Source organism: Streptomyces sp. NPDC001508, assembly GCF_040298665.1.
Lineage (GTDB): Bacteria > Actinomycetota > Actinomycetes > Streptomycetales > Streptomycetaceae > Streptomyces.
Map to the genome: position 1 here is coordinate 326,321 of NZ_JBEPAP010000001.1, position 18,310 is coordinate 344,630.

The window sequence follows — 18,310 nt, forward strand, 5'->3', positions numbered from 1 at the left end:
GATATCTCCTGTGACAAGGTAAGGCAAGGTCGAAAGGTCGTCGGGCGGGGCTGAGCAAGGTCGGGCAGGTCAGGAACGTGGTTCGAGTACGGCGACGCCCATGCCGGTGAGCCACTCGTCCATCGCGGCGTAGGCGAGCGTGCGTCCGGTGCAGGGGCCGAGAGCGGCGACCATCGCGATCCATGCGCGGATCTCCTGGGCGCCGTTGCCCGCCTGGGCCGCCACCTGAGCGGAGCTGAGGCCGAGCAGCGGGCCGAGGTCGCCCGCCTCGACCATGGCGAGGAAGCGCCGGTCGAAGTCCTCGTTGATCTGCGGCCGGGCGGCCCGGATGATCTGCCGGCGCCGTACCTCGTACTCGGCCCATGAGTGACGGCCGTTCAGCCACGCCTCGACCAGGAAGCGGTCGTCGTCGCTGAGCGCGTCGAACCAAGCGGGCCACGGCAGTTGGTGGGACAACCCCCCGGAGGCGATCACGGCGATCCGCTTGTCCGCGCCGTCACGGCCGACGGCGGAGGCGATGGCCCGGCCGAGGGCGTGGCAGCGGGCCAGCGCGGGCAGGGGCGGCGCGAACATGTTGATCACCACGGGAACGATCGGCACATCCAGCTCCGGCACCAGGTGCTGAAGGCTGTGGGTGATGCCGTGGTCCACCGTCAGCCGGAGCGAGAACGCGGGGTCGAACCCGTCGTCGACCAGGGAGTCCACCAGATGGCGGGCCAGATCTGTGTCCACACTCAGCGGTCCGGACGGCGTCCCGGCCTCGCCCGCGCCCAGGACCTCGCCGACACCGACGGTGATCGCGGGCATCAGGTCGAGGAAGAAGCCGCGGAAGTGGTTGGAGCCGATGATGACGACCGCGTCCGGGCGGGCCTCGGCCAGCACTCGACGGGCCTGAAGCAGTCCGTCCCTGAACCGGTGCGCCCCCGGCAGATGGTCCACCTCCTTCCAGTGCGTGTTCATCAGGGTGCTGTGGGAAGCACCCACACCCAGGACCACAGAACTCATGACGGGGCACTTCCTTCCGCGGCGGTCACTTCCGCCCTGGTACGGGTGCAGGTGTTGACCACGGCGTGCACCAGGCACCGGGTCAGGCGATGGGCCTCGCGGAGGTCCACGACGTTCATTCCGGAGGGGAAGTCCAGCGCCAACGGGGCTTTTTCGTCGATGCGGTCCATGCCGATCCGGGCCGTGGGGATGCCCCGGTTGCGCAGGATGTTGGCGTCGGTGGCGCCGCTGGTGAGCAGGATCGGTTCGTGCGGCCGCCCCTCCATCTCCTCCCAGGCGGCCTTGCCGGCGCGGACGATCCAGCTGTCCTCGGGGGTGGAGGTGCCGGGGATGGCGAGGGTCATCTCCCAGTCCAGGTCGATTCCCGGGTGGGCGGCGCGAATGGCGTCCATCGCCGCGGCGAACTCGCGCCGGGCCTGCGCGGGGCTGGTCCGGGGACTGATCCGCAGGTCGACGGTGAACCGGCACAGGGCGGGCGACAGCGAGGCCGTCCGGGGCCAGCCGCCCTCGATGGAGCCGATGTTGCCCTGCGGGGCGACCAGCCCGTCGGTGTGCCGCGCAGTGTACTCGGGAAGCCACCGCTCCAGCGCGGCGATCACGAGGCCCGCGTCCACGATGGGATTGCGGTACGTCATACGGTGCCGGCTGCCCACATAGCCGTAGGTCCCGTGGAGACGGACCTCGAACCAGCACAGGCCGACCTCCTCCCAGGCCGTCGTCCAGCCGGGCTTGGCGATCAGCGCGTAGTCCGCCCACATCCCCTGCTCAAGCATGAACGAACAGCCGTTGCCCTGACCGGCGTTGTACCGGGCGCCCGGGACGGGCCGCCGGTTGGTCGGCATACCGCCCGCACCCAGGCCGACCAGCACATCGCCCCGCAGCGGCACCCCCGCCCGCCGGACCGCCTCGACGGCGGCGATCAGACAGGCGCCGTGCCCCTTGGGGTTGCTCGCGCCGAGGCCGAGGACATAGTCACCCTCGACGGTGGGTTCCGGGCGCATGTCCGGGCGCAGCACCGGGCCGGCCCACGGCAGGTCCTCCTCCTGTGTGCCGACGGTCAGCGTGTCGATCGGGGCGTACAGCAGCAGATCCACGCCGGTGCCGTCGCCGTGCAGCCGGCCGACCGCATTGCCCTGGGACTCGTCGATCGGCTGGTGACGGCCCTCGGCGCCGGACTCGACGAGCCGGTCGGCCAGCCAGGCGGCCAGTCGGCCCTCCTCCCCGGTCGGGCTGGCGATGCCCACCATGCCGACGATCAGTTCGGTGAGCCGACGGTCGTCGATCTGTTTCCACGCGGCCTCCAGCCAGGCCCGTCGCCGGGGGTCGAGGCCGACGGTGTCAGCGGCCATCGGGGGTGACACCTGCTGTGTGGGCCCGGGGCCGCTCGTCGCGGACCACGGTGCCGGTGGTCTTGAGGATCAACGCGGCTCCGGCGCGCCGAAGGGGTGCGGCGGCGGCCAAGGCGACGAGGGCGCCGACGAGCCCCGTCAGGAGTGCGGTACGTGGCATGGGGGATGAACCTCCTCTTGTTCTGGGCGCGGTGCGCCGATCACGGATGGGAAGACGGGCGGCCGTCGGGGCCGTCGATGCCGTCAAGGCAGTCGGGGCCGTCCGGGCTGTTCGTCAGAAAGGCGTCGACCGCACGGGCGTAGTCCGCGGGCCGCTCTTCCTGTGGGTGGTGCGAGGTCCGGCCGAGAACGAACACGTCGGCGCGCGGCAGCCGTTGTGCCAGGGCGAGGGCGTAGTCCGGGCCGCAGAACGGGTCGTGCGCGCCCCACAGCAGCAGGACCGGCGCGGCGACCTGGGCGAGCGCGTCGGCAAGGTCCTCGGGGGTGCCTCGCCGTGCGGGGTCCGTGCCCAGTTCCCGCGCACGCCGGGTGGTGCTGTGGGCGTATCGCAGGGCCACCGTCGCCGCGGGCGGGCCGGCCGGGCCGTACCACTCGAGTGCGGTCATCAGGGCGCGCATCTTGTCCGGGCTCGGCCCGCCGTCGCCGTAGTACTCCTCGCGGGCCCGCACGGCGAGCTTGGCGTCGTACGGTTGCGGCTTGGGCGGAGGGATCGGCTGGCTTCCGGTGACCACGAGGCGAGCGACGCGGTCCGGGTGATCGGCCGCCAGACGCAGGGCGACGGAGCCGCCGAGCGACTGGCAGACGAAATCGGCGCGGGCGATCCCGAGGGCGTCCAGCAACCCCGCCAGGTGTGTGGCGTGGAAGGTGAACAGCGGTCCGGTGATGTCGGGGCTGTCGGAGTCGCCGTACTGGGGCAGGTCGACCAGGATCAGCCGGCGCCGCTCGGCGAGTGGTCCGGCGACGGCCGCGAAGTCCGTCCAGGCCGAGCAGCCCGGACCGCCGCCGTGCAGCAGCACGGTGGGTGTGCCGCCCGTGCCGAGTTCGGTCACCCGCAGTCCCAGTCCGCGTACGTCGATGTGTCGTCCGGAGGGACGCTCAGCGGTCATCTGCGCGCGCCATGGGTGAGGGCTGGACGACCGGGCTGCTGCGTTCGATGTGGCGGCGCCAGGCGGTCAGGGACAGGTCCGGGCGGTAGAGCCGCTCCGGCGGGGCGTCCATGACGTCGACCATCCAGGCGTCCTGGCCGGTGAACTGTCCGTGGAAGAGCCAGCGGATGGCGGCCAGGTACTTGGCCTTGAACACGGTGGCCTTGGTTCCTGTTTCGAACCGGACCATGATCTGCACATAGCGGACGTGGTCGGCGTCCACCGGGACGTACCACTCGTAGTGGATGAAGTGGGGGTAGGCCACCCGGAGCAGTCCGGGAAGGCGTACCGAGACAAAGCCGGGGAGGTCCATCCCGGCGATGACCGGGTTGATGCTGTCCGACTTGCCCGGGCGGTCCGGCAGCGGGGCCCGCTTCCACCAGCGTTTGTTGGTCCAGGTGCCGAGACCGGGGAAGTCGGCCTCCCAGTGCACCTCGTCCTGGACGCGGATGAGCCAGGACCCGGACTCCACGATGCGGGTCTTGTTCCAGGCCGGCATGACCTTGAACAGCCGCCACAGGGCCGTGTTGTGCAGGTACTTGGCGTGGCCCTCGTCGAATCCGTTCTCGGCGGCGAAGCGCCAGTTCCCCGGGCGGATGTCGGTCCTGCCGCCCATCACGAACGGCTCGCCGAGGAGTTCTTCGGGTATGTCCCGTTCCACCGGCGGGGCCTCGCCGTCTCCGACGTACACCCAGATCAGCCCCAGCCGCTCCGCGACCGGGTAGGTGCGGACCGACAGCTTGCCGCAGATCGGCGAATCGGGGCCGTCGGTGAGGACCGCACACAGCTTGCCGTCGGTCAGGTCGTAGGTCCAGCCGTGGTAGGGGCAGCTGAGCGTGCCGGGATACTGGCGCCGGCCGAGGGACAGGGGCACCCCGCGGTGCGGGCAGCGATCGTGCAGCGCACGGACCACGCCCTTGTCCCGGACCAGCACGATCTTCTCGCCGAGCAGGGTGATGGGGACGGGTTTCTCGCCGACCTGGCCGCTCCACTGCACGGGGTACCAGTAGTTCCGGAAGCCGAGGGTGGCGCTGTTGTAGACGGGCCAAGCGGACCAGTCCTGTCCCTCGGGGTCCGACACCGGCCGTTCGGCCGCCGCGGCGACGGTCGGCCGCGCGGTGGCCGGGGTACGCGGCCTGCGCCGGGCCACGACCGGTTCCTCGACGGGTCCGGAGCCGCTTGTCGCGTTGTTCCGGCTGTTCACCATGGCTGATCTCCAAGTCCATTTCCGAGCTGCGATGCCGGTTCGGCGGGGAGCCCCGCGGGTGGCCGGGGACGGCGGTGCTTCACAGGTCCAGCACCAGCCGGTCGGAGGCGGCCCGGGAGACGCAGAGCATCATGGTGTGCCCCGATTCCCGCTCGCTCGCCGAGAGCAGTGAGTCGCGGTGATCCACCTCGCCCGCCAGTACCTTGGTCTCGCAGCTTCCGCAGACACCTTCCCGGCAGGCGCTCGGGACGGCGATCCCCGCCTCCTCCAGGCAGTCGAGGGCCGACCGGCCCGCGGGTATGCGCACGGCCGTCCCGGTCCGTTCGCAGACCGCCTCGAACTCCCGGTCGTGCGCGGCCTCGTCCGCCGCCGGAGCCTTCGCCCTGAACCTCTCGATGTGCAGGCTGCCCTCGGGCCAGGACGCGCACCGCTGCTCGACGGCGAGGAGCAGGCCCTCGGGGCCGCAGCAGTACACCGCGGTGTCGTCCCGGGGTGTGCCCAGCAGGGCGTCCAGGTCGAGCGGGCCGTGCTCGGCCTCCACCACGATGTCGGCCTTGTCGCCGTAGGCGGCCAGTTCGCCCAGGAAGGCCATCGACGAACGCCGCCGGCCCCCGTACGCCAACGACCACTGCGCTCCGCCCGCCTCGGCAGCCGCCATCATCGGCAGCACCGGGGTGATGCCGATGCCGCCCGCGAGGAACAGGTACCGCTGCGCGGGCACCAGGGGGAAGCGGTTGCGGGGCCCGCCCACCTCGACGAGGTCGCCGACCCGCAGGGTCTCGTGCACAAACCGGGAGCCGCCCCGCGAGCGCTCCTCGCGCAGCACCGCGAAGCGGTACTCGTATCGGTCGTGCGGGTCGCCGCACAGCGAGTACTGCCGGGTGACGCCCGGGAGCACGAGATCCAGGTGGGCTCCCGGGGTCCAGGCCGGCAGGGCGGCGCCCTGCGGGTCGGCAAGGGTCACCGAGACGACTCCCTCCGATTCCCGGCGGATCTGCTCGACCCGTAGATCGAGGACGCCGTCGTCGTCCAGTGGTTCGTTCACGGTCTCCTCCTAAGGGGTCGAACCTGTTCGTACTATGTACGGTACGTTGCACGAACGTCAATGCTTTTGACCCCGGGCCGTCGGTTTCCGCAGGCCGTGGGGTTCGTCGCCTACCTGGGAACGTCCGTCACCGGGACATCGAAGAGCTGCTGGATCGCCGCGTGTGGCCGCCGGTCGGCCAGGGCGAGACTCAGCAGGAGCCTCGCCTTCCACGGGCTGAGGTCCGCGGCCGTGAGAAATCCACCGGTCCTCGTTCCGGCGTGCGGTACGACCCTCCCGGAGCCGACGCGTGACGCCTGGCACACCACGACCCCTTTGCGCGCCGCGCGCTCAAGGGCCCGTTGTTCCGCCGGTGTGGGGTATCCCGCGCCCAGCCCCGCGCTGACGATCCCCGCCGCCCCGGCGGCGACCGCCGCGTCGACCAGGGCCCCGTCGGCGCCGAGGTACGACACCACGACATCGACACGTGGCAGTACGGACGCAAGCGCGTCCAGGTCGAACGGCGGCCCGGTCCGCGGTCCTTCGGTGCTCCGGTGGAACGCCACCTCGCCGTCCGGGCCGGCGAAACCGATCGGGCCGAGTTCCGGGGAGCGGAACGCGCCGAGCCGATACATGGCCGTCTTGGTCACGTCCCGGGCCGGCAGGATCGCGTCGTCGAACACCACCAGCACGCCACGAGCGGCCGAGCGCGGATGCGCGGCCACCCGGACCGCGTTCAGCAGGTTCAGCGGACCGTCGCCGCCCAGCGCCGAGGCGGGGCGCATGGCCCCGGTGACGACCACCGGGGTGCCAGCGCCGACGACTTGGGAGAGGAAGAACGCCAGTTCCTCAAGGCCGTTGGTGCCACAGCTGACGACCACACCCGTCACCTCGGAGTCGGCCGCCGTACGCGCCACCGAACGGGCGAGGCCGAGCAGGTCCCCCACCGTCCAGGCGTGGCTGGGCGGCCGGGGGCGTTCCGCCTCGGCGGGGGCGACCAGTCGGACGTCGGCCGTGGACGCGAGTTCCGGCAGGTCCGCCAGGATGTCGCGCGGATGCCTCCACCGACCGCTTTCTCCGTACGCCGTACGGTCGAGCCGGTCGTGCCCCCATGCCTCGACGGTCCCGCCGGTGGGGATCCACGCGACCACCGGCCGGCCGGCGACCCGCGCGCCGGCCGGCTGTGGGGTGCCCGGGCTGATCACGGCTCGCCCCGTGTCCCCGCCGTGCTGCCGTCGGCCACCAGCGAAGCCGGGGCGGGCGGCGTGGTGGTGTCCGCGGCCGGCTCACGCAGGAACAGGGCCGCGATCAACGAGACGACCGACATGGCCGCCATGTACACCGCGATTCCGAGCCACCCGCCCGTCACATGCAGCAGATACGCGGCGATGTCGGGAGCGAACGCGTTTCCGGCGATCAGCCCGACGGTGAACCCGATCGACATACCCGTGAATCTCAGACGGGCCGGGAACACCTGCGAGAAATACGCGGGCACCACTCCGTAGTTCGCGGAGTAACCGATGAAGAGGAGCACGAAGCCCAGCAGCATCAGCCAGTACTGCCGTGTCTGCAGCAGTGCCAGCCATGCGAACGGCAGGACGACCAGCGACGCCGCTCCGGCGAGGAACACGCTCCGGGCCCCGAACCGGTCCGCGAGTTTCCCCGCGAGCGGCACACAGACGATGATGACCAGCGTGGCCGGGAGGAGCACGGAGATCATGGTGTCCTTGCTCAGCCCCAGACCGGTCTGGCCGTATCCCAGGCTGTACACCGTCGCCAGGGTGAAGGCCACCCCGGCGCTGAGAATGCCCAGAGCCACCAGCAGGACCCGCCCGCCGCACTCACGGAACACATCGACCACCGGAAGCCGGCCGACCGCGTTCCCCGCCTTGACCGCCTCGAACTCGGGGCTCTCCTCCAGACTGAGACGTACGAAGAGACCTACGCCGACGAGCACCGCGCTCAGCAGGAACGGCAGGCGCCAGCCCCAGGCCAGGAGCTGGTCGTCCGGCAGTTGGAGAACCCCCAGGAAGACGAGGTTGGCCAGCAGGAGCCCGGCCGAGGTCCCGGTGTTGACCAGTGATCCGCGAAAGCCGCGTTCATGCCGGTCGGCGTGCTCGACGGTCATCAGGATCGCCCCGCCGTACTCGCCGCCGACGGAGAATCCCTGAGCGAGCCTGGCGATGATCAGCAGGACGGGGGCCAGGCTCCCCGCCTGGCCATAGGTCGGCAGCAGCCCCACCGCGAACGTCGCGACGCCCATCAGGCCCAACGTGGCGACCAAAGTGGACTTGCGGCCCAGCCGGTCCCCGAAGTGCCCGAACACGATCGCGCCGACCGGCCGGGCGATGAAGCCGATGGCGAAGGTCGACAGCGACAGGAGTGTGCCTATGAGCGGATCCGAGTGGGGGAAGAAGAGCTGCGCGAACACCACTGACGACGCCAGTCCGTAGATGGAGAAGTCGTAGTACTCGACGGTGGTGCCGAGCCAACTGGCCACCAGCGCCTTGTTGCGCTGGTTCCGGCGGGATGCACGAACATCGGTAGCTGTCATGAAGGTCCTTTGTCCGAGGGGACGGCGAAGCCTGGGAACGAGATGCGCCGACGCTCCCGCGGCAGCCGGAGCGTGCATCGCCACGCCGGGGCCGCGTCGTCCCGTGTGCCGGGAGAATCGAAGAATGCCTGCGACCCGATGAGGCGTCGGTCCATGACCCGTGCGGCCTGCTTCGTCGGGCGGTCACCCGACCCAGAGGCCACCAAGTGCTCGTACTATGTACCGTTGGTCGTACGTCGTCAATACTCCCGACCGTGCCCATAACGGGACGCCGAGAGGGCAGCGCTGAACATGACAGCGGTCGGAAGAAGGGGACGGCTGCGCGCCGTGTGTCAGGACGTCGTCGACGCCGCGTCGCCCGCCGAACCGGCCGGGACCCGCCGCAGCACGCCTTCGATGAGGCATTCGAGCCCGAAGCGGAATTGGTCGTCGCTCGGCAGCGCGGTCAGCTCATCGGCCAGTTCCACCATGTTGGGGAAGCCGCCCTGCGGCAGGGCCGCGTAGAAGTGCCGGCGCTGACGCCGCAGTTCCTCGGCGTCGGGCAGGCCCGGCCTCCCCCACGGCCGAGGGGCCTGATAGCTGGCGAAACCCAGGCTGTACTGCACGATCAGACCGTAGACGCGCACCGCGTCCCCGTCGGTGAAGCCTGCCTCGCGCAGCCGCCCGATGACCGCTTCGAACGCGCCCCGCATGGACTCCGGGGTAGTGTTCACACGAGTGGAGAAGAGCCGCACCATGCTGGGGTGTTCCCGCATCATCTCCAGGAAGGCCAGCGCCAGGTCCCGCACGACCGCCGCGGGCGAGGTCTCCTCGGCGGCGGGAAGCCGGAAGGCACCCATGACGTGGTCGGCGATCGCGTCGAGGATCTCCTCCTTGCTGCGGAAGTAGCTGTAGAGCGTCATCGCACCGACACCGAGATCCGACGCGAGCCGTCGGATCGTCAGCACCTCGATGTCCTCCTCGTCGCAGATCCGGGTGGCCACCTCGATGATCCGCTCGGATGTGAGCGCTCTCGTGCGCGACCGCGGACCCGCCACGGGGGATCTCCTCTCCTAGCACCGCCGGATCTCAGCGGCAGCCGTCCTCGTACAGCACACCGTACAGCCGTCCTGAGTCTACAAAGGTCGCGTATCCCGGTCGGCCCGACCTCTTGACGCGGATCCAGCCACCCGTACAAAGTACGGCGAGAAAGTGAACGAACGCACCGCCGTACACCCCGGGCATGTACGACGGACGGACCGTCCGCGCGGTGCCCCGTCGTCTTCCAGCGTCTGTGCCTGGCTGCCGCAAGCCGGGGAATCGTCCGTGGTGACCGTCCAGCGAGCCGGAAATCCCCTTCGACCCGAACGCCTCGGCCCTCGCCAATCTGTCCACGTCAGGAGAGTTCACATGCTGACCGCCCATTACGTCTCCAGCCGGTTCGGCCAACTGCACTATGTCGAGTGCGGCGAGGGCGAGCCCGTGCTGCTGCTCCACCAGACTCCACGCTCATGGGCCGAGTACCGGGATGTGCTGCCGCTGGTCGGCGCCGGTCACCGGGCCATCGCGATGGACACCGTCGGATACGGGGCCTCGGCGAAACCCGCGGAGGACCAGAGCATCGAGATGTTCGCCGACGGGGTCGAGGATCTGGTGGACGGGCTGGGACTCGGGTCGTTCCATCTGGTCGGCCACCACACCGGCGGAGTGGTCGCCGTGGAGGTGGCGGCGCGGCTCGGCCCCCGGGTGCGCAGCCTGGTGCTCTCCGCGGTCCCGTTCATCACCCCGGAGATGCGCGCCCGCGCGGCGTGGAGACGCCCCGTCGACTGGGTGCAGCCGAAGCCGGACGGCTCCCACCTCCTGGAGCTGTGGAACCGGCGCCGACACTTCTACGAGCCGGGGCAGGAAGCCGCGCTGAACCGGTTCATGGCCGACGCCCTGCGCGTACTGGAGCGCGCGGAGGACGGCCACATCGCCGTCCGGCTGTACCCGATGGACGAGAGGCTGCCGAAGATCACCGCCCCGGCGACGGTCGTCTGCGGCCAGGACGATCACCCGTCGATGCCCAGCTTCGAGCCCCTGGTGAACGCGCTGTCGGCCAAGGGACACATCGTGCCCGGCGCCGGCGTGCCACTGCCCGAACAACGGCCGGAGGAGTTCGCCCGGCTCGTCCTGGCAGCCGTCGCCGCCGAGGCGACAGATCACTGACGGCACGCGCCAATTGGCCGCCCTCGTGTACGACATGTGGTCCGGCAAGCCCGCGGCATTCAAGACCGATGTGCTCGGCGGCCCCGCGAACGTGGTGCCGGTGATGCGGGAAGGGCGCATCACCAAGCACACACTGCCCGAAGCCGTCCGGTGGAGGAGGGGGCCGGACACGGCCGGGAATCCGCACGACCTCTCACGCTCACTGCTTGTGCGGCAGCTCCTTCAGCGGGGTGACCGTGCGCCCACCGCGTACCACGGGCAGCCCGCGCACCATCCGGTCGATCATGTGCTCGTAGCGCAGGCCGGTGTCGGCGAGGTAGAGGTCGTCGCCGGGGGTGTCGCCGTCGGCGAGGAGGACTTCCGGCACCACGAGGTCGGCCAGGCCGGCGTGCGGCGCGGGGTCATCGACGGCCAGGCCACAGCCGTCGAGGTCGAGATAGGCGGGTACCAGGGCCCGCCCGCGCAGCCGCCCGCCGACCTCGGGAAGGAACTCGTCCCACATGATCGCCAGCGTGGCTCGCAGGTCACCGAGGACTTCGACATATTGCTCGGTGGAGGTGCCGACGAAGGTCTCGGCCTCGATGTCGCCCTGAACGAGGAGGTGTGAGGTACCGCTGAGGACGAGGTTGGCGACCACCAGGTCGCCGAGCACGATCAGTGACGGGCTGCCGTAGTCCAGGTTGAGGATGTTGCCGTCGACGCGGAGGTCGCCGTCGATGACGTATCCGGTGACCGCGCCGTCGATTCCCTCGTACTCGGGTCGGCCGCCGGCCTTGATCCAGGGATTGTGATGCCGGTACTGGTGGTCGTCCAGCCAGAGCGAGCCGGGCAGTGCCGCGGGTCCCGGGTGCAGTATGTACTCCTCCTCGTCCAGGCTGTCGTACGCATCCTGTGGGAAGCCGCGTCGCTCGAACAGAGTGACCGTCTCCGCCCATGTCTGATAGATCGTCTCCATGGCCGAAACAGTAAGCGCCCGCACCGACAACGCACCCGCCCCCACAGCCAGGAGGCGCCGTCCGGGCCTCGGTTGTCGGTGGCGAAGCAGCTGATCCGCGTGCCGTCCGCGTCCATGATCCTCAACTCGTCCCTGGGGCGTGCGGCACGCCGGTATGGGCATCGGGACGGTGGACCCCTTTCCACTGCTGCGTCGCTCCGGTAACGCGATTGCCGCTGACGAACAGCGCCGACTTGAGGAACGGGGAGCAGTCGGCGACGTCTGTACGCGCCGATCGGAGGCGCCGGCGGTATGCGCGGGCGAGGATGCTCGGCGCCGTGCGGGCGGCATCGTCAGGAGGCCGGTGTCCGCGCCCCGGCCTCCTCGGTGCCGGTGTTCGCCGCGCGGGCGGCGATGGCTTCCAGCATCAGGTCCAGGGCGAGGGCGAAGTTCTCCTCCTCGTCGACCTCCGGAAGGTAGGGGGCGGCTGCGGCCAGGTGCGGGTAGCGCTGCGCGGGCGCGAGCGCGTACTCGCGTCCCCAGGCGGACTCGTCACCGGAGCGGGCGCCCGCGTCGAGGGCGGCGTAGGTGGCGGCCATGCACGACCAGGACAGGGCGAAGTCGGCCAGGGCACGGTAGTAGTACACGGCGCGGTCCGGGGAGAAGCCGGCCTGGGCCAACGCCGAGAGGATCAGCTCGACGGCCCGCATCTCGGCGGGTCGGCGGGTGGTCCGGATGGTGGCGAGCACCGCCGTGTGCGGGTGCGCCAGATACACCTTCCGCATGCGCAGACAAAGGGTGCGCAGCGTCTCCCGCCAGTTGGCGGCCGGCTCGAAGGACTCAAGAGAGCGGGCCAGCAGTTCGTCGGCGATGGCGAGCAGCAGGTCGTCCTTGTCGCGGAAGTGCCGGTAGACCGCGGTCGGGTCGGCTCCCAGCCGGGCCCCGAGCGCGCGGAAGGTGAACTTCTCCGGGCCGTCGCTCTCCAGCAGCTCCAGGCTCGCCTCGATGATGCGCTGCGGCGACAGCGCCACCGCGCGCCGTCCGTTCCGGCCGTCCGCCGCCATGTCGATCTCCACCCGGTCCCTTGGTTACGCTCCGCGCCCATTGTGCCCGCAGGCCCGGCGACCGGATCACCGGTCTCCGAGTCAACACCATTGACAACTGTGATGACACGCTCGTTTCATAGTGCCACCCACACCCGTTCGCGGCGCCGCCCGCCGCAGCGAACGGCCCCCGTCCCCCGCGTTCGGTCAGCCTGGAGGCGCCCATGACGGCACCGCGATCGGCCTCGTCCGACTCCCCGCCTTCCGCCGGGGCAGGCCCGGCGCCTAGGGCGTGTTTCGAAAGTAGCGTCGTCCGCCCGGAGGGCGGGGCCCGCGGCGTCTGGTGCGGTGCATCGCAGGGCGGAGGGTCGTCCTCGTACTGGGGCGGACGGTCCCGACAACGCGGCGTGGGGGCACCTCCCGGCCGAAGGCTGGGGGAGTGCCGTGCCAGGCGTCGCGGGCCAGACGGGACATTCGGAACACGCCCTAGATCGCCCAGGCTGCGGCGTGCCCCGCCCGGGGTGCGGCTTCTCCTCGTCCGACGGCCGGTCCCTGAGCGTCCTGCCCCTCGTCATCCTGCCGGCCGGACTGCCGCCGGCCGTCTGGAACCGCTGTCGGCGCAAGGCCCCGTACTTCACCGCCCGCACACCGCCCGCACACCGCCGGCCACCGCCGGCCACCGCCGAACCGTACGCCCGCGCCCGTGACCCAGCCCCACCCCGCACCCGTGATCCCGCCCCACCCCGCGCGTCCGTGCCCCGCCCCACCGCAGAAAGGCTTCCTCGTGACACATGCCGATCTCGTCTTCGCCAACGGCCCCGTCTGGACCGGTGACGCGGCCCGCAGTTGGGCCACCGCCGTCGCGGTACGCGGCGGGCGGATCACCGCAGTCGGCCATGCCGAGGTGCGCGAACTCATCGGCCCGCGCACCGAACGGATCGACCTGCACGGCCGTCTGCTGGTCCCCGGCTTCCAGGACGCCCATGTGCACCCGGTCTTCGCCGGCCTCACCATGCTCACCTGCGATCTGGCCCCCCACGACACCGCGCAGGAGTACGCCGCGGCGATCGCCCAGTACGCGGCGGCCAACCCGGACAAGCCCTGGATCACCGGTGGCGGCTGGTCGTTCCCCGCGTTCCCGGGCGGGCTCCCCACCCGGCAACAGCTGGACACGGTCGTTGCGGATCGGCCCGCCTATCTCACGGTCAGGGACGGGCACAGCGCCTGGGCCAACTCCCGGGCCCTGGAGATCGCCGGCATCACCCGGGACACACCCGACCCGGTGGGGGGCCGGATCGAGCGGGACGCCGACGGCAACCCGACCGGTGTGCTGCACGAGCAGGCGATGGTCCTGGTCGGCGACCTCGCCCCGCATCCGACCGAGGACGAGCTGATGCGTGGCCTGCTCGCCGCCCAGGCCCATCTGCATGCGCTCGGCATCACCGCCTGGCAGGACGCCATCGTGGGCGCCTACGGCGGCTGGCAGGACCAGCTCGGCACCTACCTGGAGGCGGCCCGCACCGGTGTGCTCACCGCCCGGGTACGCGGCGCCCTGTGGTGGGACCGGGAACGCGGCCTGGAGCAGATCGACGACCTGCTCGCCCGGCGTGCGAAGGGCACCGTGGGCCGTTTCACCGCGGGCAGCGTGAAGATCATGCAGGACGGGGTGCCCGAGAACTTCACCGCCGCCCTCTCCGAGCCCTATCTGGACGGCTGCGGCTGCGCCACGAACAACCGGGGCCTGTCCATGGTCGACCCCGAGCTGCTGCGCGAGGCCGTCGTCCGGCTGCACACGGAGGACTTCCAGGTGCATTTCCACGCCATCGGCGACCGTGCGGTCACCGAGGTGCTGGATGCCGTCGAGGCCGCTCACACCGCCTCAGGTCGCCGCGACCTTCGCCACCACGCCGCGCATCTCCAGGTCGTTCACCCCCGCGACCTGCCGCGCTTCCGCACCCTGCGAGTCGCCGCCAACATGCAGCCGCTGTGGGCCGCGCACGAGCAGCAGATGGACGAGATGTGCATCCCCTACCTCGGCGAGCGACGCGCCGCCTGGCAGTATCCCTTCGGGGCCCTGCTGCGCGAGGGAGCGGTCCTGGCCGCGGGCAGCGACTGGATGGTCTCCTCACCGGACCCGATGCACGGCATCCATGTCGCCGTCAACCGCACCACCCCCGACGCCGATGCCGCCACCCCCGTGTTCCTCCCGCACCAGCGGCTCGACCTGGGCTCAGCACTGGCCGCCTACACCGCGGGCTCGGCATATGTGAACCACCTCGACGACACCGGCAGCATCGTGGTCGGCAAACTCGCCGACCTCACCGTCCTCGACCGCAACCCGTTCGACGGCCCGGCCCGTGACATCGCGCACACCCGCGCCCTGCTCACCTACGTCGAAGGAGAACGCGTCCACGCCGCCCACGACGCCTGACATGTGAGGATCGCGGGGCCACAGCCACGGTCACCGCATCACATCACTGGCTGCCCAGACCGGAACGGCCCGTTTCCGGGGCGTAGCGGTGACAGGACAGTGCCCCGACGGCCAGGACGAGCACCAGTGCCGTCATGGCCGTACGGATCCCGAAGGCGTCCACCACGACGGGAAGCAGAAAGGTGCTGATACTGGCCCCGATCCGGCTGGCCGCGACGGCCGCACCGACACCGGTCGCACGCAGCTGCGTGGGAAAGAGTTCCTGCGGGTAGACGAACGCGAGGGTGTCGGCCGCCGACAGCGCGAAGGCCAGCGCCGCGAAGAGCACGATCACGAGCGTGATCGGCAGGTCGTGAAGGACACCCAGCGGGAGCAGCAGCAGCGGTGCGGTGCGGAAAGTGTGCGCCCCCACCCATCGGGTGACCAGATGTGTTGCCACTAGGACAACGCACATGCCCGTAAATCACAGGAGAATCTCACTGCGTCTCTTCGTTCGTTGTTCTCAGAGCAACAAAGTGGGAGGCTATGGGGCATGGATTCATCAGCCGAACGGGTGGCCACCCTACTGCTCGCCTTCGCCGACAAAAGCGCCGGAAGCGACCACAAGGTCAGCGATCTGGCCCGTGCGGTCGGCCGGGAACGCAGCCAGGTCTCCCGCATGTTGCAGGCGCTCCAACCGAGCGGCCTGGTCGAACAGGACCCGGAGACCCGCCGCTACCGGCTCGGATGGCCTCTGCTCTTACTGGCCTCCGGCGCCGGTGACACAGCGCTGCTGCGCGCGGCCCGGCCGGTCCTGCGCAAGGTCGTCGCACGTACCGGCGAGGTCGCGCTGCTCTCGGTCCAGCAGGCCAATCGCTCACTGACCGTGCTGCGCGAGGAATCCACGCAGTCACTGCGGGCCGGCGGCTGGGTGGGGCGCAGTTCCCCGCTGCACTGCACCGCCTCGGGCCGCGCCCTGCTGTTCGACGCCGACGACGAACTCGTCGAAGCCCTGACCGCGGACGACCTGCTCGCCCCGGCCCACGGCCTGACCGGCCCGCGCGACCTCGATGAACTGCTGGAGAGACTGCACACCGAACGACGGCGCGGCTACAGCGTGGCCAGCGAGGAAGTGGAGATCGGCCTGACCTCGGTCGGCGTCCCCGTCCGCGACCCCGTCGGCGACATCGTCGCGGTCGTCAACATCTCCGGACCGACGTCACGGCTGATTCCTCGGATCGACGACATCGCCCGTCGGGTGCGTGCCGCCGCCGGCGGCCTCGAAGCCGCTCTGGCGCGGCCCCTCCAGCCGGGCAACCGCTGAACCTCTCCGAGGGGACCGGCACCGGTGTGCCGCAGGCTGGTGCTCCAACAGCGGTTCGTGTGTGCGGGGGGGGACCGTGCCCTTGGGTGCCCGGCCGCCTGCCCACTGCCCGGCCACAGCCGCTGCCGGAAGCAGGGGCCGGCACAGGTGGTCGGTGAGCGAGGAGATCGCAATGGTGGCTACGGGTCGGCGCGATGGCCACGCGCAGCGGGAATTCATCCCATCGCCCGTGGCCGCCGGCCGTTTCGCAGGTGTCGAGGCTGATCGCGCTTGAGGTGCCGTCGAAGATCCGCACCACCGGGCAACGGTACGCGGGCCGGCATGGGTGCTGACACGGCGAACGCTGTGAAGCAGCCGACGTGAAGGCCGAGTTGCCGGGCGGCGGCGGTGAGATCCGGGTGTGCGTGGGGGAAGACCTCGCTCAGCAGGTGGACGCCAGTGGGGTGCGGAAAGGCTTGGGCCGGCTCCGGGGGCTTCCTGTGCTCATCGCCGTTCTCCTGCCGACGTCAAGCCGGTGACCAGGGCGGGGAGTTCGGCCACACTCGCGATGACATGGGTCGGCTGCGCGGCAGCGAGTCGCTCGGCGGTGTGGGCGCCGGTGAGCACCCCGATGACGAGGCCGGCGCCGGCCCGGTGGCCCGCGGTGAGGTCGCTGACGGTGTCGCCGACGACGGCGACCGTGCGCAGGTCGGGACAGTCGGTCAGTTCCGCGGCCCGCAGGACCATGTCCGGAGCGGGACGGCCGTGTGGGACGCCGTCGGAGCTGACCGAGGCGTCGACCAGGCTCCGCCACCCCAGTACGTCGAGAATGGCGGACTGGATCTCGTGGGGAAAACCCGTCATCAGGCAGACGGAGACACCGAGCGCGGAAAGTTCCCCGAGGGCTTCGCCCGCTCCGGGAACGGCGGTGACGCCACCGCCCGCGATGGTGTCCAGAAAGGACTCGATGAACGTCTCGTAGGCAGTCGCCCGCAGGTCCGCATCCGGAACCAGCCGGCGGAACAGGTCCGCCTTGGCGATACCGCGCAGTCGGCTGAGTGTGTCCTCGTCGGGGAACCGCGTTCCCACACGGGCGAGTCCGGCGTGGAGTGCGGTCTCGAACGCCCCGTTGTCGGCGATGGTCGTACCGTTCATGTCGAGTGCGGCCAGACGGCAGGGAAGTCGGACATCGGACACAGAAACCTCACAGGGTGTGTTCGGCCGTCACATCGGCCATGGCATCGAGAAACTCACGGGATCGCTTGGGACGGCTGAGGGCGATCCCGACGAACAACGTGTCCAGTACGGCCAGACGCGCGAGCCGGGTCGTCATCGCCTCCAGGCGGAACCCGAGGTCCGGGCCGCCCGCAACCAGCAGATGATGGGTGCGTGTGGCCAGCGGCGAACGAAGATGGCTGGTCACCGCCACCACCCGGGCTCCACGGTGGTGGGCCGCCTCGACCGCGGTCAGCGTCTCTTTGGTGGCACCGGTGTGACTGATCGCGAGCACCGCGTCCCTGCTCTCCAGTGCCCGCGCGATGAGATGCTGGGCGAATGTGTCGGGCGGCGCCTGCACCACAAGTCCCAGTGTGGTCAGCCGGTAGGCGAAGTCCTGCGCGGGCGCCGACGACGTGCCGTTGCCGACCACCAGGATCCGCCGGGCCTCGGTCAGTACGTCCAGCGCTCCCTCGTACGCGTCCAGATCCAGAGTGCGGGCGACGTCCTGCATGATCACGGCGCTGTTGTGCAGCACCTGACGGGGAATCTCCCGCCGTGGGGTCCGCGGGCCGACCTCCTCGGCACGCTCAAGGTCGTCACGGTCGCGTTCCTGAGTGGCCAGATCACTGGCCAGAGCCAGCTTCAGGTCATGGAATCCCTTGAACCCCAGCCGCTGGCAGGCCCGGATCACGGTGGACTCCGCGGTCCCGGCCCAGTCGGCCACCTCCGACACCGAGGAGGTCAGCACCCGCGACGGGTCCTGCACGATCACCTCGACCACCTTCAGCGCACTGGGCACCAGCCCCGTCCGGCCCGCCTGTATCCGGGCGGCGACCTTGCCCGTACGCAGGCGTGGCGGGCTGTTCGTCTTGTCGCTCTTCTTCGCTGTCACGTGAGGGACCATACCTCCTCACCCACCGCGCCAGGGAGG

At 70.6% G+C, this 18,310-nt stretch carries 17 protein-coding genes; 3 read left to right on the top strand and 14 right to left on the bottom strand.

What is annotated here, in order from left to right; genetic code table 11:
- Positions 1–69: 69 nt before the first annotated feature.
- The 9 genes from ABT245_RS01385 to ABT245_RS01425 form a co-directional block, all read right to left on the bottom strand.
- Positions 70–1,005: a DODA-type extradiol aromatic ring-opening family dioxygenase gene (locus tag ABT245_RS01385; protein WP_351727500.1), complete on the bottom strand. Its 936-nt coding sequence runs from the start codon at positions 1,003–1,005 to the stop codon at positions 70–72.
- On the bottom strand, positions 1,002–2,354 hold the full coding sequence (locus tag ABT245_RS01390) for a M20 family metallopeptidase (RefSeq protein ID WP_351727502.1): 1,353 nt from the start codon (positions 2,352–2,354) through the stop codon (positions 1,002–1,004). The genes ABT245_RS01385 and ABT245_RS01390 overlap by 4 nt, the downstream gene beginning before the upstream one ends.
- Complete coding sequence (locus ABT245_RS01395) at positions 2,344–2,514, bottom strand: hypothetical protein (RefSeq protein WP_351727503.1); 171 nt, start codon at positions 2,512–2,514, stop codon at positions 2,344–2,346. The genes ABT245_RS01390 and ABT245_RS01395 overlap by 11 nt, the downstream gene beginning before the upstream one ends.
- 40 nt (positions 2,515–2,554) lie before the next feature.
- Positions 2,555–3,460, bottom strand: a complete 906-nt coding sequence (locus ABT245_RS01400; protein WP_351727505.1) for an alpha/beta fold hydrolase — start codon at positions 3,458–3,460, stop codon at positions 2,555–2,557.
- On the bottom strand, positions 3,450–4,706 hold the full coding sequence (locus ABT245_RS01405; protein WP_351727506.1) for a Rieske 2Fe-2S domain-containing protein: 1,257 nt from the start codon (positions 4,704–4,706) through the stop codon (positions 3,450–3,452). The genes ABT245_RS01400 and ABT245_RS01405 overlap by 11 nt, the downstream gene beginning before the upstream one ends.
- Positions 4,707–4,785: 79 nt before the next feature.
- Positions 4,786–5,751 (bottom strand): PDR/VanB family oxidoreductase, encoded by a 966-nt coding sequence (locus tag ABT245_RS01410; protein ID WP_351727508.1) that lies wholly within the window; start codon positions 5,749–5,751, stop codon positions 4,786–4,788.
- Positions 5,752–5,861: 110 nt separating this feature from the next.
- Entirely contained in the window at positions 5,862–6,935 is a 1,074-nt protein-coding gene (locus ABT245_RS01415) for an asparaginase domain-containing protein (RefSeq protein WP_351727509.1), read from the bottom strand.
- Positions 6,932–8,284, bottom strand: coding sequence for an MFS transporter (locus tag ABT245_RS01420; RefSeq protein ID WP_351727510.1), 1,353 nt, complete (start codon positions 8,282–8,284; stop codon positions 6,932–6,934). Before ABT245_RS01420 ends, ABT245_RS01415 begins: the two co-directional genes overlap by 4 nt.
- 332 nt (positions 8,285–8,616) lie before the next feature.
- Positions 8,617–9,321 (bottom strand): TetR/AcrR family transcriptional regulator, encoded by a 705-nt coding sequence (locus ABT245_RS01425; protein WP_351727512.1) that lies wholly within the window; start codon positions 9,319–9,321, stop codon positions 8,617–8,619.
- Positions 9,322–9,673: 352 nt separating this feature from the next.
- Here ABT245_RS01425 and ABT245_RS01430 point away from each other — a divergent pair, with 352 nt between their 5' ends.
- Positions 9,674–10,471 carry an alpha/beta fold hydrolase gene (locus ABT245_RS01430; RefSeq protein WP_351727514.1) on the top strand — a complete coding sequence of 266 codons (798 nt, stop codon included), beginning with the start codon at positions 9,674–9,676 and terminating at the stop codon, positions 10,469–10,471.
- A gap of 199 nt (positions 10,472–10,670) precedes the next feature.
- On the opposite strand, the gene ABT245_RS01435 is transcribed toward ABT245_RS01430, so the two are convergent.
- The gene (locus tag ABT245_RS01435) at positions 10,671–11,426 is read right to left on the bottom strand and encodes a bactofilin family protein (protein WP_351727515.1); all 756 of its coding nucleotides are present in this window, start codon (positions 11,424–11,426) and stop codon (positions 10,671–10,673) included.
- Between the two features lie 332 nt (positions 11,427–11,758).
- On the bottom strand, positions 11,759–12,481 hold the full coding sequence (locus tag ABT245_RS01440; RefSeq protein WP_351727516.1) for a TetR/AcrR family transcriptional regulator C-terminal domain-containing protein: 723 nt from the start codon (positions 12,479–12,481) through the stop codon (positions 11,759–11,761).
- Between the two features lie 751 nt (positions 12,482–13,232).
- Between ABT245_RS01440 and ABT245_RS01445 the strand changes: the two genes are divergently transcribed.
- Positions 13,233–14,879 (top strand): amidohydrolase, encoded by a 1,647-nt coding sequence (locus ABT245_RS01445; RefSeq protein ID WP_351727518.1) that lies wholly within the window; start codon positions 13,233–13,235, stop codon positions 14,877–14,879.
- Between the two features lie 43 nt (positions 14,880–14,922).
- On the opposite strand, the gene ABT245_RS01450 is transcribed toward ABT245_RS01445, so the two are convergent.
- Positions 14,923–15,318 (bottom strand): MFS transporter, encoded by a 396-nt coding sequence (locus ABT245_RS01450; protein ID WP_351727520.1) that lies wholly within the window; start codon positions 15,316–15,318, stop codon positions 14,923–14,925.
- A gap of 93 nt (positions 15,319–15,411) precedes the next feature.
- On the opposite strand from ABT245_RS01450, the gene ABT245_RS01455 reads away from it, so the two are divergent.
- Positions 15,412–16,182: an IclR family transcriptional regulator gene (locus tag ABT245_RS01455; protein WP_351727521.1), complete on the top strand. Its 771-nt coding sequence runs from the start codon at positions 15,412–15,414 to the stop codon at positions 16,180–16,182.
- 483 nt (positions 16,183–16,665) lie between these two features.
- On the opposite strand, the gene ABT245_RS01460 is transcribed toward ABT245_RS01455, so the two are convergent.
- Both ABT245_RS01460 and ABT245_RS01465 read right to left on the bottom strand, forming a co-directional pair.
- Positions 16,666–17,358, bottom strand: coding sequence for an HAD family hydrolase (locus ABT245_RS01460; protein WP_351727522.1), 693 nt, complete (start codon positions 17,356–17,358; stop codon positions 16,666–16,668).
- Between the two features lie 7 nt (positions 17,359–17,365).
- Positions 17,366–18,271, bottom strand: coding sequence for a MurR/RpiR family transcriptional regulator (locus ABT245_RS01465; RefSeq protein WP_351727523.1), 906 nt, complete (start codon positions 18,269–18,271; stop codon positions 17,366–17,368).
- Positions 18,272–18,310: the final 39 nt, after the last annotated feature.